We start from the raw sequence: 17357 nt of genomic DNA, 5'->3' as shown, positions 1-17357 counted from the left end.
CCTTTGCCTCTATTGATCTCCTGATACTTTTGCAATTTTCCCTTGCTCGATATAGACGAGTAAAATAGAGATGTCTGCAGGATTCACTCCTGAAATCCGGGAAGCTTGTGCAAGAGAAAGAGGCTGAACCTCGATTAATTTCTGTCTCGCTTCAGACGCTAAACCGCTGATCGCACTGTAATCAATGTTTTCAGGAATTCTTTTATTTTCCATCTTCTTCATTTTATCGACCTGTTGAAGGGATTTTTCAATATAGCCTTCATATTTCACTTGGATTTCAACCTGTTCCTCTACATCGGAATCCAATTCGATTTCGCTTGGAACGAGTGATTTAATGTGACTATAGTTCATTTCAGGGCGCTTCAGAAGATCCGCTGCTAAAATCCCGTCTTTCAGCTCGCTTCCGCCCGCTTCACGGATAACGGCCTGTGTTTCGTCAGTAGGTTTGATGCGGATTCCTTCCAGGCGCTTTTTCTCTGAAGAGATCGCTTCTTTTTTCGCTGTAAACCGTTCGTATCGATCATCGGAGATTAATCCTATTTTATGACCGATATCAGTCAGGCGAAGATCGGCATTGTCATGACGGAGCAATAGCCGATATTCAGCGCGTGAAGTCAATAGACGATACGGTTCGTTCGTCCCTTTTGTCACAAGGTCATCGATTAAAACCCCGATATATGCATCAGAACGGCTTAAGATAACCTCTTCTTTATCCAGGGCACGGCAGGCAGCATTGATCCCCGCCATCAAACCTTGTCCAGCGGCTTCTTCATAACCGGACGTTCCATTGATTTGTCCCGCTGTATAAAGATTTTTAATTTTTTTCGTTTCAAGGGTCGGCCATAATTGTGTCGGTACGATGGAATCATACTCAATTGCATACCCGGCACGCATCATCTGTACTTTCTCAAGACCCGGGATGGTTTGAAGAATCTTTTGTTGTACGTCTTCAGGCAGACTCGTTGATAATCCCTGCACATAGACTTCTTGTGTGTTTCGTCCTTCCGGCTCCAAGAAAATCTGGTGACGCGGTTTATCATGGAAACGCACGACTTTATCCTCAATAGAAGGACAGTAACGTGGTCCCGTTCCTTTAATCATTCCAGAATACATTGGAGAACGATGCAAGTTGTCATCAATCAATTGATGGGTCTGTTCATTCGTATACGTTAACCAACATGGAAGTTGATCGGTAATATATTTCGTCGTTTCATAGCTGAATGCACGGGGAACATCATCACCTGGTTGAATTTCTGTTTTCGAATAATCGATTGTCGAACTATTCACACGCGGTGGCGTCCCCGTTTTAAAACGAACAGTATCAAAGCCCAATTCATGTAAATGATCAGAAAGTCTGATGGAAGGTTGTTGATTATTAGGACCGCTTGAATATTTCAGATCTCCTAATATGATTTCACCCCGCAGGAATGTTCCGGTTGTGATAACGACTGTTTTGGCGCGGTATGCAGCACCCGTCATCGTTACGACACCTTTACATTCATCATCTTCAACAATCAATTCCTCAACCATTCCTTGAAGCAAGGTCATGTTCGGTTCATTTTCGATCGTACGTTTCATTTCATGCTGATAAAGGAATTTATCCGCCTGAGCCCGTAATGCCCGGACAGCTGGACCTTTTCCTGTATTCAACATTCTCATTTGAATATGTGTTTTATCTATATTACGCCCCATCTCTCCACCAAGAGCGTCAATCTCTCTTACAACGATCCCTTTCGCCGGTCCACCAACAGATGGATTACATGGCATAAAGGCGACCATATCCAAGTTAATGGTGACCATTAACGTTTTAGCTCCCATCCGGGCCGAAGCAAGTCCAGCTTCTACTCCTGCATGGCCAGCACCAATGACAATGACATCATATTGCCCTGCGTCATATTGCATGGTTTGTATTTTCCTCCTTGTAGGACCTTGAATGTAAAGTCCACATTATAATAGTATTTATTTCCCTAAGCAGAATTGAGAAAACAGCTGATCAATCAGGCTTTCATGAACGCTATCCCCAATGATTTCACCTAATAGCTCCCACGTTCTGGTTAAGTCAATTTGAGCGATATCGATGGGAGTTCCCATTTCTACGCTATTTATGGCTTCATTAATCGCAATGGAAGCTTGATTGAGTAGAGCTATGTGACGGCTATTGGACACATATGTCATATCCCCTGCTTCAATGGAACCTGCAAAGAATAAAGAAGAAATGGCTTCTTCAAGCTCATCGATCCCTTGCTCTTCAAGTAAAGCCGTTGTGACAAGCTGATGATTTTCCGCTAGTTTTCTTACTTTATCTATATCAATCTTCTGAGGCAGATCCGTTTTGTTCACGATGACAATAACGTCCATTCCTCTTACTGCTTCAAAGAGCTGTTCATCCTCAGGAGTCAATTCGTCCGCATAGTTGAGTACGAGTAAAATTAAATCCGCTTCTTTCAATACTTGTCGTGAACGTTCCACACCGATCCGCTCGACGATGTCCTCTGTTTCACGAATCCCTGCCGTATCGACCAGACGTAACGGAACACCGCGTACATTTACGTATTCTTCAATCACATCCCTCGTTGTTCCGGGGATATCGGTTACGATCGCTTTATTTTCATGAACAAGACTGTTCAATAGAGATGACTTCCCTACATTTGGCCGTCCGATGATCACAGTAGAAAGTCCTTCTCTCAGAATTTTCCCCTGCTCTGACGTTCGGACCAACTTGTCAATTTCATCCCGGACGTATTTCGATTTTTCCAACAGTACGTTATGCGTCATTTCTTCTACATCATCATACTCCGGATAATCGATATTCACTTCTACATGAGCCAATGTTTCAAGAATTTCCTGACGCAGCTTTCGAATCAAATTGGAAAGTCGGCCTTCCATTTGATTAAGGGCTACATTCATCGCCCGATCGGTTTTTGCCCGAATAAGATCCATCACGGCTTCCGCCTGGGATAGGTCAATCCGTCCGTTCAAGAACGCCCGTTTCGTAAATTCACCCGGCTCTGCAAGGCGGGCTCCATTTTTCAATACGAGCTGCAGTACTTTATTGACCGACACAAGTCCCCCGTGGCAGTTAATTTCTATAATATCTTCACGGGTGAATGTTTTTGGCCCCCTCATCACAGAAACCATGACTTCTTCCACCACTTGCTCTGTGTCCGGATCGATAATATGTCCATAATGAATGGTATGAGAAGCAAAGTCTTTCATAGAGTTTCCTTTCATTCCCTTAAAGACCTTATCACCGATATCGAAGGCTTGATCACCGCTTAAACGCACGATCGCAATCGCCCCTTCGCCCATCGGAGTGGAAATAGCAGCAATTGTATCAAACTCCATTGTATTCACCTCTCTTATTTCTTAGTTGATCTATTTATAATTGAATTATAGTAGAGAGCAAAGTTTCCCCAAATTATTAGAATATCACAATCCTATTTAATACTAAAGAAAGGAAACCCTCTATTCGTCACCAAATAATGTTATCCACACAGATAACACTTCATCTCTATTATTTTAACTTATCCACATGTGAATAACAATAAACCGGGAAGAAAATAAGAATCCACAGAGTGAAGGGATAAAAAAAGACGATCCCCCGAAAGGAATCGTCTCTTATTTATTTTGGAGCAATCACAATATAACGATTGGGTTCTCTGCCTTCTGAATGTGTATCAACAGTAGTTGAATCAACTAATGCTGTATGAATCACTTTTCGTTCATAGGAAGGCATTGGTTCTAATGAAACGGAACGATTTGTGCGCAATGCTTTCTCTGCTAATCGTTCCGCCAGGTTTGTTAACGTTTGCTTACGTCTTTCCCGATAGTTCTCCGCATCTAGAAGGATGGTGATGAACTGATCGGAAACCCGATTTGCAATGAGTTGAGTTAAATGTTGAAGAGCATTCAACGTTTGTCCTCTTTTTCCTATTAATAGAGCCATTTTTTCACCGGATATGTTGAACTCAACATCTCTTCCATCTCTTTTCACTTCAATGGTAGCATTCACTCCCATTTCCTCGGCAACAGATAGAAGAAAATCTTTCGCTTCATTTACCGGATCAATCGCTTTTTTGACTTGAACGACAGCAGGTCTTCCACCAAACAATCCGAACAAGCCTTTTTTACCTTGATCAATGACGTCAATCTCTGCTTCTTCTTTGGTGATATTCAGTTGAGACAAGGCTGATTCAATGGCTTCTTCCACCGTTTGACCAGTCGCTTCTACTTCTCTCACTTTTTCTTTCCTCCCGAATTCCCAGCAGCTTTAGCGGTTTGCGCTTCTTTGATATCAGGTCCTTTAATGAAATACGTTTGAACAATCATAAATAGATTTCCGACTACCCAGTAAAGGGATAGGGCTGCAGGGAAGTTAATCGCAAAAATGATGATCATGACAGGCATGATATAAAGCATCATCGCCATTTGCGGATTTTGATTCGCTGTACCCGCCATCATTAATTTCTGTTGGATAAACGTCGTAATACCTGCTACTAAAGGTAAAATATAGTACGGATCCGGGTTACCAAGATCGAACCACAGGAAATTATGAGCTTTAATTTCTTCTGTTCTGACGATCGCATGATAGAAACCAATTAAGATCGGCATTTGAACGATCAATGGGAAACAACCCGCCAGCGGATTGACCCCGTGACTTTGGAATAGAGCCATCGTTTCTTGTTGAAGCTTTTGTTGAGTTTGTGCATCTTTAGAGCTATATTTTTCACGCAGCTTTTTCATTTCCGGTTGCAAAGCCTGCATGGCTTTTGAATTTTTCGTTTGTTTAATCATTAATGGCAGAATCGCTAAACGAATAATCAATGTAACAATGACAATGGCCAATCCATAAGAACCACTCATGAACTCAGCTACCATTGTGATTAATTGTGATAAAGGATAGACAATATATTCATTCCATATTCCGCTACTCTCAGGTGTGATAGGCTGATTGTATTCCGTACAACCTGATAGTATAGCCATTAGCCCAATGATTCCCATCAGGGCTATAATTCTCTTTTTCACCCTTAATTTCCTCCCTACTAATATCTTTCAAATTAATGTAAAACAGGTCTTCCGTACTTAAAAAGAACAATCTCTCGTATTGTAACATCTTTTCATAGGCTTGTGATGACGAAACCTGTCAATATCGTAAAATGTTATGACTTCTTTTTAACATGTTTTCCATTAGAGGATCTTTTCAACACTTTTCCTCTTTTCAGCACATGGGTGAGGCTGCCCTTCACCTCATGGAAATTCATTTCGGCCGCCGGTTTTCTGGCGATGATTAAGTAATCGTACTGATCTTTAACGTCTTCTTGTAATTCTAAGAAAGCCTGTCTGACATACCGTTTAATTTGGTTTCGACAAACAGCGTTTCCAATTTTCTTACTTACGGAGATTCCAATTCGAAATGGTTGAGGCTCATCTTTCTTCAATAGATATAAGACGAATTGCCGATTTGCAAAGGATGTTCCTTTTTTGAATATCTCCTGGAACTCTTTATTCTTCTTCACTCTCTGATCTTTCCGCATTGACCACACCTAATTTTCATTTTTGTCTTGATGTATCCTCGACATTATTGGCTCATTCATTTGAAATTATAAGTAATTTTTCTCTTAAAACATAATACGAACGAGCCAAATGGTCTTTTCACTTGGGATAAAGGAAAAAAAAGACCACTGAGTCAGTTCAGTGGTCTAGGCAGATAATACTTTTCTTCCTTTGCTACGACGACGAGCTAAAACATTACGTCCGTTTTTAGAGCTCATACGTGCACGGAAACCGTGGTTCTTTTTTCTTTTACGATTATTTGGTTGAAACGTTCTTTTCATCTATGACACCTCCCTGAAGGATATCTTTATAAAAGTTAAAGACATTCCTCACTATTATAAAGACGGTACCCATAAAAAGTCAACACTCATATTATTTTTCTTTTTAATTGTTATTTCGGAAATCATTTTAAAGTCTTTTCGCTCTTTACTATTAGCGTGTAGTGGTTGATTTACGCTCCAGGTGCTCACCGCCCGCCCCGCGGAAAGCGAGCACCTTCCACTACAATCAACAAAATTATTTACTATACTTTTTCCAAAACCAATTTATAAAATCTAAGAAAAATGACCATGTGCTAATTATTAGATCCATTTGAACGATTACTTCGAATAACTCATCTACCTGTTTGATCTTTCTCCTTCTACAAATCTTATTTTATTTCTCTATCAAACATGCCTGTGGATAGGATTCGACACGTTTTTAATTTATCCACAACACATACTGACAACTTTTTCACAAGTTCTTGGGTTGTGGACAATTTCATTCCACAAGGGGTGGGGGCTTGTGGATAAATTTTAAAAAGCATTGCACCGCTAAGGATATTTTGATATGATTATTGTGTTTTCACTCTTGATAACTAGGTTTACGGAAATAACTTATCCACAAAATGTGGATATCATGTGGGTAACTTATTCAGAGGGTTTGTAAAACGTTGTCCACAAGTGGTGGATATTGTCGAAAAACCATTTTCTTTCCTTATTATATATATTTTCCACATTCATTGTTTTGTATTTTTATAAAATAGCGAGAGTTAACGGATTTTATAGCATGTAATTGTTGTACAGAAGTTATACAAACTGAGAAAAGGAGGGATCAGGATTGGAGAATATCGGGGATCTTTGGAGCAAAGCCTTAGAAAGCATCGAAAAAAAGATAAGTAAACCAAGCTTTGATACTTGGTTAAAATCAACTAAGGCGCATTCCATTCAAGGTGACACACTTGTCATTACAGCTCCAAATGAATTTGCACGAGATTGGCTGGAAGGACGCTATTCTCAATTAATCTCCGGGGTTTTGTATGATATTACGGGCGAAGAATTGGTCGTGAAATTCATCATTCCACAAAATCAGGAGCCGGAAGAATTTGATATTCAATTGCCGCCAAAGAAGTCGATGAAAGACGACGATCAACAGGATATCAATCAAAATATGCTGAATGCAAAATACACATTCGACACCTTTGTTATCGGTTCGGGCAACCGTTTCGCCCATGCAGCATCTTTAGCTGTGGCTGAAGCACCTGCAAAAGCCTATAATCCCTTGTTTATTTATGGTGGAGTAGGACTGGGAAAAACTCACTTAATGCATGCGATCGGACATTATGTACTGGAGCATAATCCTGCTGCTAAAGTGGTTTATCTATCCTCTGAGAAATTCACAAATGAATTCATTAACTCCATTCGTGATAATAAAGCAGTCGATTTCCGCAATAAATACCGCAACGTTGATGTTTTATTAATAGATGACATTCAATTTTTAGCAGGAAAAGAACAAACGCAAGAGGAATTTTTCCATACTTTCAATACCTTACATGAAGAAAGCAAGCAGATTGTCATTTCCAGTGATCGGCCACCGAAAGAAATTCCGACACTTGAAGACAGGCTTCGCTCTCGATTCGAATGGGGTCTTATTACAGACATAACCCCCCCAGATCTTGAGACGAGAATTGCTATTTTACGAAAAAAGGCAAAGGCTGAAGGATTGGACATTCCAAATGAAGCCATGCTTTATATAGCTAACCAAATCGATTCAAACATTCGTGAGTTAGAGGGCGCTTTAATCAGAGTTGTTGCGTACTCTTCTCTTATAAATAAAGATATCAATGCGGATCTTGCAGCTGAAGCTTTGAAAGATATCATTCCAAGCTCAAAACCACGGGTTATTACCATCCAGGAAATTCAACGTGTCGTTGGTGAGCACTTCAATGTGAAGCTGGAAGACTTTAAAGCGAAGAAACGAACAAAATCCATCGCGTTTCCCCGACAGATCGCTATGTATCTATCCAGGGAAATGACAGATTCTTCCCTTCCAAAGATTGGGGAAGAATTTGGCGGCCGGGATCACACGACCGTCATTCATGCTCATGAGAAGATCAGTACATTACTCGGAGCAGATGCGCTTCTTCAGCAGCAGCTGAAAGAAATTCGTGAGTCTTTAAAGAGTTAATCTTACACACAAAAAAACTGGATAATGTGAATAACTAAGACAAACTAGCACACAGTCTGTCCACATGTGGATAGGCTGTGTTTACGTTGAATTCACACACTTATCCACATATCAACAGGCCCTACTACTTCTATTACTATTTTTTAAATAAATTATTAGTATATGATTCAGTCCATAAAATTATGTGCAAATTGGAGGAATAAATCATGAAATTTGTTATTCAAAGGGACTATCTTGTCCAAAGTGTTCAGGATGTCATGAAGGCTGTAACGTCAAGAACAACGATACCCATTCTTACAGGGATAAAAATCATCGCAACGGAAGATGGCGTAACACTAACAGGTAGTGATTCAGACATTTCAATCGAGTCCTTTATTCCGAATGAAGAAGAAGGTTCAGAAATTGTTGAGATCATGGAAACTGGAGGGATTGTTCTTCAGGCTAAGTTCTTCAGTGAAATTGTTAAGAAATTACCTAAAGATACGGTGGAAATTGAAGTTCAAAATCATTTCCAAACCGTTATTCGTTCAGGACAGGCAGAATTTAATTTAAACGGTTTAGATCCAGAAGAGTACCCGCATCTTCCTCAGATTGAAGAAGGGAATGGGATCAAAGTTTCGACGGATCTCCTGAAAACGATGATCAGACAAACCGTATTCGCAGTGTCCACCTCAGAAACACGCCCCATCTTGACAGGTGTAAACTGTCAGATTGAAAATGGGGAACTGAGCTGTATTGCAACAGATAGTCATCGACTTGCGATGAGAAAGGCACCGATTGAAACCAATCATGATGCTTCTTACAATATTGTGATACCAGGGAAAAGCTTAAACGAGCTGAATAAAATCCTTGATGATACAGAAGAGCCTGTTGAAATCGTGATTACTGAAAATCAAGTTCTATTCAAAGCGAAACACCTATTATTCTTCTCAAGACTATTAGAAGGGAATTACCCTGACACTAGTCGATTAATTCCTTCTGATACAAAGACAGAACTAACGCTGAATACGAAAGAATTTTTACAAGCGATAGACCGTGCTTCACTACTTGCCAGAGAAGGAAGAAACAACGTAGTGAAACTCTCAACTCTGGATGGCGGCATGATTGAGATTTCGTCTAACACACCAGAGATCGGGAAAGTAATCGAACAGGTGCAAAGCCAATCCATTGAAGGAGAAGAACTGAAGATCTCCTTTAGTGCAAAATATATGATGGACGCGTTAAAAGCCATTGAAGGAACAGAAATCTATGTGAACTTCACCGGGGCCATGAGACCGTTCGTACTGAAACCACTTCATGATGATTCGATCCTTCAGTTGATTCTTCCAGTTAGAACGTACTAATGAATATACAAGAGCCGATGCCTTTCACATGGGGTATTGGCTCTTTTTCTACACTTTATCTGGTAATTGAAGGAATTACTCTCGGCTATTTGATGAAAAATCCAATGATAACAAGGACAAATTGCACTGTGAGTCCTTGCTGATTTTTCGTTAGTTGTGACTTAACTCCATTTAGAGTAAAATAAGATATTAGAGACTTTATACGGAAAGTAGTGATTTTAGTGGCGAAAGAGATCACCATTGAAACGGAAATCATCACATTGGGACAATTCCTGAAGCTAGCTGAAGTAATTCAGTCCGGCGGGATGGCGAAGTGGTTCTTAAGTGAATATGAAGTATACATAAATGGCGAACAAGACCAAAGAAGAGGCAGAAAACTCACAATTGGTGACACAATTGAAATTCCCGAAGTAGGAGTATTTGTGGTTGCTGGAGAATAATAAAGGGTGTTATTTCCATGTACATTGAACAATTAGAATTAAGAAACTATCGGAATTACGAGTCAATCGACGTAAGTTTCGAAAATAAGGTGAACGTAATTCTTGGAGAGAATGCTCAAGGAAAGACGAATATTATGGAGTCTATCTATGTACTGGCGATGGCTAAATCCCACCGGACCTCAAATGATAAAGATTTAATCCGTTGGGACGAGGAATATGCTAAAATAAAAGGTAGGATTCAGAAATATAACGGTGCGTTACCATTGGAGCTTATCCTCTCGAAAAAAGGGAAAAAAGCGAAAAGTAATCACCTTGAGCAATCTAAATTAAGTCAATATGTCGGCAATATGAATGTTGTCATGTTTGCGCCTGAAGATCTCCATTTAGTAAAAGGGAGCCCTCAAGTAAGGCGTCGTTTTATTGATATGGAAATCGGTCAGGTTTCTCCTGTTTATTTACATGATATCAGTCTTTATCAAAAAATATTACAGCAACGGAACCATTATCTGAAACAATTGCAAACGAGAAAACAAAAAGACCAGACCATGCTGGATGTCTTGACGGAACAGTTCATAGAGATGGCTGTGAAAATTACGAAAAAGCGCTTTGAATTCGTTCAGCTATTAGAAAGTTGGGCAAAACCGATCCATTCCGGGATTTCAAGGAACTTAGAAAACTTAGAAATCGTATATAAACCGTCTTTAGATGTATCAGATAATCAAGAATGGTCAAAAATGGTAGATATATATGAGCAGAAATTTGATGGTATCCGCGAGCGGGAAATTGATCGCGGTGTGACCCTGATCGGACCACATCGGGACGATCTTCAATTTATTGTGAATGGACGGGATGTTCAAACATTCGGATCGCAGGGGCAGCAGCGGACAACGGCCCTCTCTGTGAAGCTTGCAGAAATTGAGCTGATTCATTCTGAAATCAAAGAATATCCCATCTTACTTCTTGATGATGTCTTGTCGGAATTAGATGATTATCGTCAATCACATTTATTAAATACCATCCAGGGAAAAGTTCAAACCTTTGTAACGACGACAAACGTGGATGGGATTGATCATCAAACTTTAAACGAAGCGACTACTTTTGAAGTGGAAGCCGGATCAATGAAAAGATTGAAATGAGGTGTTACCTTGTACATACATGTTGGAGAAGATGTCATGGTACGTACAGATGAAATCATCGCTATTATTGATCGAGACACCGTTCAATTTTCAGAAGAAATTCAACACTTTTTAAAAACGAAAGATAAAAACCTTTGTAATCTTGCAAAGGGTTCATATAAATCTCTTGTAATCACGTCTAATCAGTTGTATCTTTCACCACTAGCATCAAGTACGTTAAAGAAACGATCAAAGAAATACTCAAACTATGAGAATTTATTATAGAAATATAAAGCCCTGAAGGTTAGAAAGTGTAGGTGAATCAGTATGGCTATGGAACAAAAACAAGGTCAATCCTATGATGAAAATCAGATTCAGGTTTTAGAAGGATTAGAGGCCGTTCGTAAAAGACCTGGTATGTATATTGGATCAACAAGCGGAAGAGGTTTGCATCATTTGGTGTGGGAAATTGTTGATAACAGTATCGATGAAGCGTTAGCCGGTTACTGTAATGAAATCGAAGTCATCATCGAAGAGGATAACAGTATTACTGTCACAGATAATGGACGTGGTATCCCTGTGGGTATTCACGAGAAAATGGGACGTCCTGCCGTTGAGGTAATCATGACGGTACTTCACGCCGGTGGTAAGTTTGGCGGCGGTGGATATAAAGTATCCGGGGGTCTCCACGGAGTTGGGGCATCAGTAGTAAATGCTCTTTCCACAGAACTTGAAGTCCATGTTCATCGTGATGGAAACATCTATTATCAAAAATTCGAAAAAGGTGTTCCTAGCTTCGATCTTAAGGTGATTGGAGAAACGGACAAAACGGGAACGATCATTCACTTCACTCCAGATCCTGAAATCTTTACTGAAACGACGGAATACGAATATGACACACTTGCAAATCGTATTCGCGAACTGGCTTTCTTAAACAGAGGAATCCAAATCAGCATTGAAGATAAGCGTGGAGAAGGGAAACGAAGAGACTACCATTATGAAGGTGGAATTAAGTCCTACGTTGAACATCTTAATCGTTCTAAAGAAGTCATCCATGAAGAACCGATTTACATTGAAGGCGAGAAAGACGAGATTACGATTGAAATCGCCCTACAATATAACGATGGCTTCGCAAGTAATCTTTATTCCTTCGCCAATAACATCCATACTCATGAGGGTGGAACCCATGAATCCGGATTTAAAACGGCTTTAACGAGGGTCATTAACGACTATGCCCGAAAAAATAATGTGTTTAAAGAGAGCGATGCGAATCTTTCAGGGGAAGATGTCCGTGAAGGCTTAACAGCCATCATCTCGATCAAACATCCTGATCCTCAGTTCGAAGGTCAGACAAAAACAAAACTCGGGAACTCAGAAGCAAGAACCATTACTGATTCTCTTTTCTCAGAGCATCTGGAAACGTTCTTACTTGAAAACCCGGTTGTCGCTCGAAAAGTGGTAGAAAAAGGATTGATGGCTGCACGTGCCCGACTGGCTGCGAAAAAGGCAAGGGAGCTTACCCGTCGTAAGAGTGCCCTGGAAATCTCCAGTTTACCTGGTAAATTAGCAGACTGTTCTTCTAAAGACCCAAGCATCAGTGAGATTTATGTGGTTGAGGGTGACTCAGCCGGCGGATCTGCTAAACAAGGCCGTGATCGTCACTTCCAAGCCATCCTTCCCCTACGTGGTAAAATCATCAACGTAGAGAAGGCACGTCTGGATAAGATCCTTTCAAATAACGAGGTGCGTGCGATTATTACAGCTCTTGGGACAGGGATTGGAGAAGACTTCAACCTGGCTAAAGCGAGATACCATAAAATCGTGATCATGACAGATGCCGACGTCGATGGCGCCCATATCCGTACGCTATTGTTGACGTTCTTCTATCGCTACATGAGAAACATCATTGAAGCAGGCTACATCTACATCGCTCAGCCACCTTTGTATAAAATACAACAAGGGAAGAAAATAGAGTATGCCTACAATGATAAAGAACTGGATCGCATACTTGCAGAAATCTCCCCGACGCCTAAACCTGGTATCCAGCGTTACAAAGGTCTTGGAGAGATGAACCCTGAACAACTATGGGAAACGACAATGGATCCGGAATCAAGAACCTTGCTGCAAGTAAGTCTCCAAGATGCGATCGAGGCAGACGAAACCTTTGATATCCTGATGGGTGACAAAGTAGAGCCGAGACGTAACTTCATTGAAGAAAACGCAGCTTACGTTAAGAATCTGGATATCTAAAATTAAATAGTACAGGATAGACCATGTGCTATCCTGTCTTTTACATAGCGGACAAGGTAAAGAATGAGAAAGGTATAAATCTTTCTTTAAAAGGAGGTCCCTTTTACTATGGCAGAAACACCAAGATCGAATGTTAAAGAGATTAATATAAGTAGTGAAATGCGCTCGTCTTTCCTGGATTATGCGATGAGTGTTATCGTTTCCCGTGCACTACCGGATGCCCGTGACGGCCTGAAACCTGTCCATCGCCGTATTTTGTATGCGATGAATGACCTGGGGATGACAGCTGACAAAGCATATAAGAAATCAGCACGTATCGTCGGTGAAGTAATCGGTAAGTATCACCCCCACGGTGACTCAGCTGTTTATGACACAATGGTGCGTATGGCACAGGATTTCAACTATCGTTATATGCTTGTAGACGGACATGGTAACTTCGGTTCAGTTGATGGAGATGCAGCTGCGGCCATGCGTTACACAGAAGCACGTATGTCCAAGATCTCTATGGAACTTATTCGTGATATTAATAAAGATACAATTGATTATAAAGATAACTATGATGGCACAGAGAGAGAGCCGGAAGTGTTACCTGCCCGTTTCCCTAACCTGTTAGTGAACGGTTCTTCAGGTATCGCAGTAGGAATGGCAACGAACATTCCACCTCATAATCTTGGAGAAGTCATCGATGGAATCCTTGCGTTAAGTAAAGATCCCGACATTACGATTCAAGAGCTGATGGAATTCATCTTTGGACCTGATTTCCCTACTGCCGGACTAATTGTAGGAAGAAGCGGCATCCGTCGTGCCTATGAAACAGGTAAAGGTTCCATCACGATGCGTGCCCGTGTGGAAATTGAACAAAAAAGCAACGGAAAAGAAACGATTATCGTTCATCAAATTCCTTATCAAGTAAATAAAGCGAGACTGATCGAGAAAATTGCCGATCTTGTTCGTGATAAGAAGATTGATGGCATCACAGATTTACGTGATGAATCGGACCGTAATGGTATGCGAATCGTGATCGAAGTAAGAAAAGATGCGAATGCGAACGTCTTGCTTAATAATCTCTACAAGCAAACGGCCCTTCAAACAAGCTTCGGAATCAACCTTTTGGCGCTTGTTGATGGCCAGCCAAAGGTATTGAATTTAAAAGAGTGCCTATATCATTACTTACAACATCAACGTGTCGTCATTCGTCGTAGAACGGAATTCGAATTACGCAAAGCTGAGGCAAGAGCTCATATTTTAGAAGGTCTGCGTATTGCCTTAGATCATATTGATGAAATCATTAAACTTATCCGTGGCTCTCAAACTACGGAACTTGCGAAACAAGGCTTGATGGAGAACTTCTCCCTTTCTGACAAACAAGCCCAGGCGATCCTGGATATGCGTCTTCAACGTTTAACCGGTTTAGAACGAGAAAAAATTGAAGACGAGTATCAGGAACTATTGAAGCAGATTGCAGAATTGAAAGCGATCTTGGCAGATGATGAAAAAGTTCTCGAAATCATTCGTGAAGAGCTTATCGAAATCAAAGAACGCTTCAATGATGAAAGAAGATCAGAAATCGTAGCGGGTGGAATTGAGAATATTGAAGATGAAGACTTAATTCCAAGAGAAAACATTGTCGTCTCCCTTACTCATAACGGATACATCAAGCGCCTGCCTGTCTCAACCTACCGCAGTCAAAAGCGTGGAGGAAGAGGAATCCAGGGAATGGGTACCAATGATGAGGACTTTGTTGAACACCTACTGACAACGTCAACCCATGATACGATTCTATTCTTTACAAACAAAGGAAAAGCATACCGTGCGAAAGGATATGAAATTCCTGAATTCAGCCGTACTGCTAAAGGACTTCCGATCATCAACCTCCTTGGGGTAGAAAAAGATGAGTGGATCAACGCCATGATTCGAGTGGAAGAATTCGTGGACGACTGGTACTTATTCTTCACTACGAAGCAAGGGATCTCAAAACGTACGCCTGTATCAGATTTCGCCAATATCCGTACGAACGGTCTGATCGCCATTAACCTCCGAGAAAACGATGAGCTCATTTCCGTCAAACTGACCGATGGAGAGAAAGATATGATCATCGGAACGAAAAAAGGTATGCTCATTCGATTCCCTGAAACGGATGTTCGTTCAATGGGAAGAACAGCTACCGGAGTAAAAGGAATTAACTTGAGTGATGATGACATTGTTGTAGGAATGGAAATTCTGGAAGAGAAGAGCGATGTCTTAGTTGTAACGGTAAATGGATACGGTAAACGTACTCCTGCCAGTGAATATAGAGTTCAAACACGTGGCGGTAAAGGCTTAAAAACATGTAATGTAACGGAACGTAACGGAGAGCTGGTCTCTGTTAAAGCCGTTACAGGTGAAGAAGACTTAATGATCATCACGGCACATGGTGTCCTTATCCGTATGGATGTGAATGATATTTCCACTACTGGCCGTAACACTCAAGGAGTTAAACTGATCCGTCTTCAAGAAAGCGAATTTGTTTCAACCGTTGCCAAGGTTGAAAAAGAAGATGAAGAAGAAACGGAAGCACCAGTTGAAACTTCTGAAGGAATGGAACAATCAGATAGCGAAGATCAAACAACTTCTGTAGATGCAGAAGACATAAGTGAAGATACAGAAGAATAAATGAACGGATAAGCTGTTTCCAGTAATGAGACTCTCATACTGGAAAACAGCTTATTTTTTTGTGAAAAAATAACTATAACCTGTTAAATTTGGTAAAATAAACTAGAAGAAAAAGGTGAGAAGTGAGGTGTTCATAGTTGAAGGTACATCGTGGAGAGATACAATTAGGATGCATCGTAGCAGAAGATATAATGGGAATGACAGCCAATCCCATCATTTCAAAGAATACAGTAATAGAAGAAGAACATCTAAATATTCTTCAAGCATTCCATATAACAGAGCTCGTAATAGAGAAAACAAAAGCGGATGGACATCCATTTAGAGCAAAAGTCTCTATTGAAAAGGAGATAGTGGACGAAGAAATCAATGAGCCAGTCGGATTCATCGATCTCTATTTAATGACGATCAAGGAATTTAAGAAAGAGTTCATGAACTGGCAATCAGGAACGTCTGTAAATGTTGCAAGGGTGAGAGAGTTAATGCTGCCGGTCATTAAAACTGTTCAAGAGAACCATACATATGTATATTCTCTTCATCAATATTGCACGAAAAAAGACTATCTTTTTCACCATGCGATTTCAGTGGGTATCATAAGTGCCATGCTGGGAAAGAAGTTAGGCTTGAACCCAGGTCAGGTGAACCAGCTGGCTTTAGCGGGTGTCCTGGCAGACTGTGGAATGGCCAAGGTCAGTCCACACATATTAACGAAAGAACAGCCATTAACAGAGAGTGAATTTAAAGAAGTAAAGCTCCATACAGCCAACGGATATAAAATGGTTAAAGACACTCCATTGTTAAAAACGGAAACAAAACTGGCAATCTTTCAACATCATGAACGATTTGATGGTACCGGCTACCCGGCATCCGAGAAAGATAATCGTATTCATCTTTACTCTCAGATTGTTGGAATCGCCGATGTATTTCATGCTATGACATCAGAAAAAATATACAGAAGCAAGCAGCCTGTCTTCAAGGTACTGGATATGATCAGTGAAGATTTATTTGGTAAATTCGATATTAAAGTCGTTAATGGCCTTCTTCAATTACTGGGAGATCTAAGAACAGGAACCTCAGTAATGCTATCAACCGGCCAATACGGAGAAGTGATGTATACCAAACCGAACGCTTTTACAAAGCCCATCGTAAAAATAAACGAAACGGAAGAACTCGTAGACCTGTCTCAGCAAAAAGAGATTTATATATCAGAAGTTTTTGCTTGAAGCTTATTTTGAGTGAAGCCTCTTAAGATCAGTCATAGCAACGTATTAAGTAAACCTCAGGTTAGGTAACTAATCTTTGGTTTATTTATTTAGATTTACCTCTTGCCAACCTGTCCAATAGTATGTATAATATTATTTGTTGTCCGAAAGGCATTACATACTGTTTCAGAAAAAAACTTTTCTAAAATAATAAAAATACCTTGACGGTAACGGCAGTAAATGATATATTATAAAGGTCGCTTCAAACGAAGTGTTTTACACATTGAACCTTGAAAACTGAACAAAACAAGACAATACGTCAACGTTAATTCTAGATTTATTTTTAAAGAGCTATTCAAA

The 17357-nt window shown here is 40.3% G+C and carries 14 protein-coding genes; 8 read left to right on the top strand and 6 right to left on the bottom strand.

Features of this window, described 5'->3' with window-relative positions:
• Nucleotides 1-9: 9 nt before the first annotated feature.
• The 6 genes from mnmG to rpmH form a co-directional block, all read right to left on the bottom strand.
• The gene (mnmG, locus tag RSX31_RS16340) at nt 10-1902 is read right to left on the bottom strand and encodes a tRNA uridine-5-carboxymethylaminomethyl(34) synthesis enzyme MnmG (protein WP_148970548.1); all 1893 of its coding nucleotides are present in this window, start codon (nt 1900-1902) and stop codon (nt 10-12) included.
• A gap of 57 nt (nt 1903-1959) precedes the next feature.
• Entirely contained in the window at nt 1960-3345 is a 1386-nt protein-coding gene (mnmE, locus tag RSX31_RS16335) for a tRNA uridine-5-carboxymethylaminomethyl(34) synthesis GTPase MnmE (protein WP_282138451.1), read from the bottom strand.
• Between the two features lie 277 nt (nt 3346-3622).
• Nucleotides 3623-4240, bottom strand: coding sequence for an RNA-binding cell elongation regulator Jag/EloR (gene jag / locus RSX31_RS16330; protein WP_148996224.1), 618 nt, complete (start codon nt 4238-4240; stop codon nt 3623-3625).
• Nucleotides 4237-5025, bottom strand: a complete 789-nt coding sequence (gene spoIIIJ, locus RSX31_RS16325; RefSeq protein ID WP_148996223.1) for a YidC family membrane integrase SpoIIIJ — start codon at nt 5023-5025, stop codon at nt 4237-4239. The genes jag and spoIIIJ overlap by 4 nt, the downstream gene beginning before the upstream one ends.
• 134 nt (nt 5026-5159) lie before the next feature.
• On the bottom strand, nt 5160-5534 hold the full coding sequence (gene rnpA / locus RSX31_RS16320; RefSeq protein ID WP_148996222.1) for a ribonuclease P protein component: 375 nt from the start codon (nt 5532-5534) through the stop codon (nt 5160-5162).
• Nucleotides 5535-5699: 165 nt separating this feature from the next.
• A complete protein-coding gene (gene rpmH / locus RSX31_RS16315) occupies nt 5700-5834 on the bottom strand; it encodes a 50S ribosomal protein L34 (protein WP_034764748.1) in 135 nt (44 codons plus the stop codon).
• 817 nt (nt 5835-6651) lie between these two features.
• Between rpmH and dnaA the strand changes: the two genes are divergently transcribed.
• From dnaA to RSX31_RS16275, 8 genes are all read left to right on the top strand, one after another.
• Complete coding sequence (gene dnaA, locus RSX31_RS16310) at nt 6652-7998, top strand: chromosomal replication initiator protein DnaA (protein ID WP_044340278.1); 1347 nt, start codon at nt 6652-6654, stop codon at nt 7996-7998.
• Between the two features lie 206 nt (nt 7999-8204).
• The gene (dnaN, locus tag RSX31_RS16305; RefSeq protein WP_044340279.1) at nt 8205-9341 is read left to right on the top strand and encodes a DNA polymerase III subunit beta; all 1137 of its coding nucleotides are present in this window, start codon (nt 8205-8207) and stop codon (nt 9339-9341) included.
• A 221-nt stretch (nt 9342-9562) separates the two neighbouring features.
• The gene (gene yaaA, locus RSX31_RS16300; RefSeq protein WP_044340280.1) at nt 9563-9781 is read left to right on the top strand and encodes a S4 domain-containing protein YaaA; all 219 of its coding nucleotides are present in this window, start codon (nt 9563-9565) and stop codon (nt 9779-9781) included.
• 17 nt (nt 9782-9798) lie between these two features.
• Nucleotides 9799-10917, top strand: coding sequence for a DNA replication/repair protein RecF (gene recF, locus RSX31_RS16295; protein ID WP_315635218.1), 1119 nt, complete (start codon nt 9799-9801; stop codon nt 10915-10917).
• 9 nt (nt 10918-10926) lie between these two features.
• Nucleotides 10927-11181 (top strand): extracellular matrix regulator RemB, encoded by a 255-nt coding sequence (gene remB / locus RSX31_RS16290; protein ID WP_113969423.1) that lies wholly within the window; start codon nt 10927-10929, stop codon nt 11179-11181.
• A 48-nt stretch (nt 11182-11229) separates the two neighbouring features.
• Entirely contained in the window at nt 11230-13146 is a 1917-nt protein-coding gene (gyrB, locus tag RSX31_RS16285) for a DNA topoisomerase (ATP-hydrolyzing) subunit B (protein ID WP_148970677.1), read from the top strand.
• A gap of 108 nt (nt 13147-13254) precedes the next feature.
• A complete protein-coding gene (gene gyrA, locus RSX31_RS16280) occupies nt 13255-15798 on the top strand; it encodes a DNA gyrase subunit A (RefSeq protein ID WP_148996220.1) in 2544 nt (847 codons plus the stop codon).
• A gap of 137 nt (nt 15799-15935) precedes the next feature.
• The gene (locus RSX31_RS16275) at nt 15936-17018 is read left to right on the top strand and encodes an HD-GYP domain-containing protein (RefSeq protein ID WP_315635216.1); all 1083 of its coding nucleotides are present in this window, start codon (nt 15936-15938) and stop codon (nt 17016-17018) included.
• Nucleotides 17019-17357: the final 339 nt, after the last annotated feature.

The organism is Rossellomorea yichunensis (assembly GCF_032337515.1).
Classification (GTDB): Bacteria; Bacillota; Bacilli; order Bacillales; family Bacillaceae_B; genus Rossellomorea; species Rossellomorea yichunensis.
This window is presented reverse-complemented; position numbering and strand designations above follow the sequence as displayed.

What these genes read in the sequence shown, in the direction of transcription:
- mnmG (WP_148970548.1), bottom strand. Translation starts at nt 1,902, where the DNA reads ATGCAATATGACGCAGGGCAATATGATGTCATTGTCATTGGTGCTGGC.
- mnmE (WP_282138451.1), bottom strand. Translation starts at nt 3,345, where the DNA reads ATGGAGTTTGATACAATTGCTGCTATTTCCACTCCGATGGGCGAAGGG.
- rnpA (WP_148996222.1), bottom strand. Translation starts at nt 5,534, where the DNA reads ATGCGGAAAGATCAGAGAGTGAAGAAGAATAAAGAGTTCCAGGAGATA.
- rpmH (WP_034764748.1), bottom strand. Translation starts at nt 5,834, where the DNA reads ATGAAAAGAACGTTTCAACCAAATAATCGTAAAAGAAAAAAGAACCAC.
- dnaN (WP_044340279.1), top strand. Translation starts at nt 8,205, where the DNA reads ATGAAATTTGTTATTCAAAGGGACTATCTTGTCCAAAGTGTTCAGGAT.
- recF (WP_315635218.1), top strand. Translation starts at nt 9,799, where the DNA reads ATGTACATTGAACAATTAGAATTAAGAAACTATCGGAATTACGAGTCA.
- gyrB (WP_148970677.1), top strand. Translation starts at nt 11,230, where the DNA reads ATGGAACAAAAACAAGGTCAATCCTATGATGAAAATCAGATTCAGGTT.
- gyrA (WP_148996220.1), top strand. Translation starts at nt 13,255, where the DNA reads ATGGCAGAAACACCAAGATCGAATGTTAAAGAGATTAATATAAGTAGT.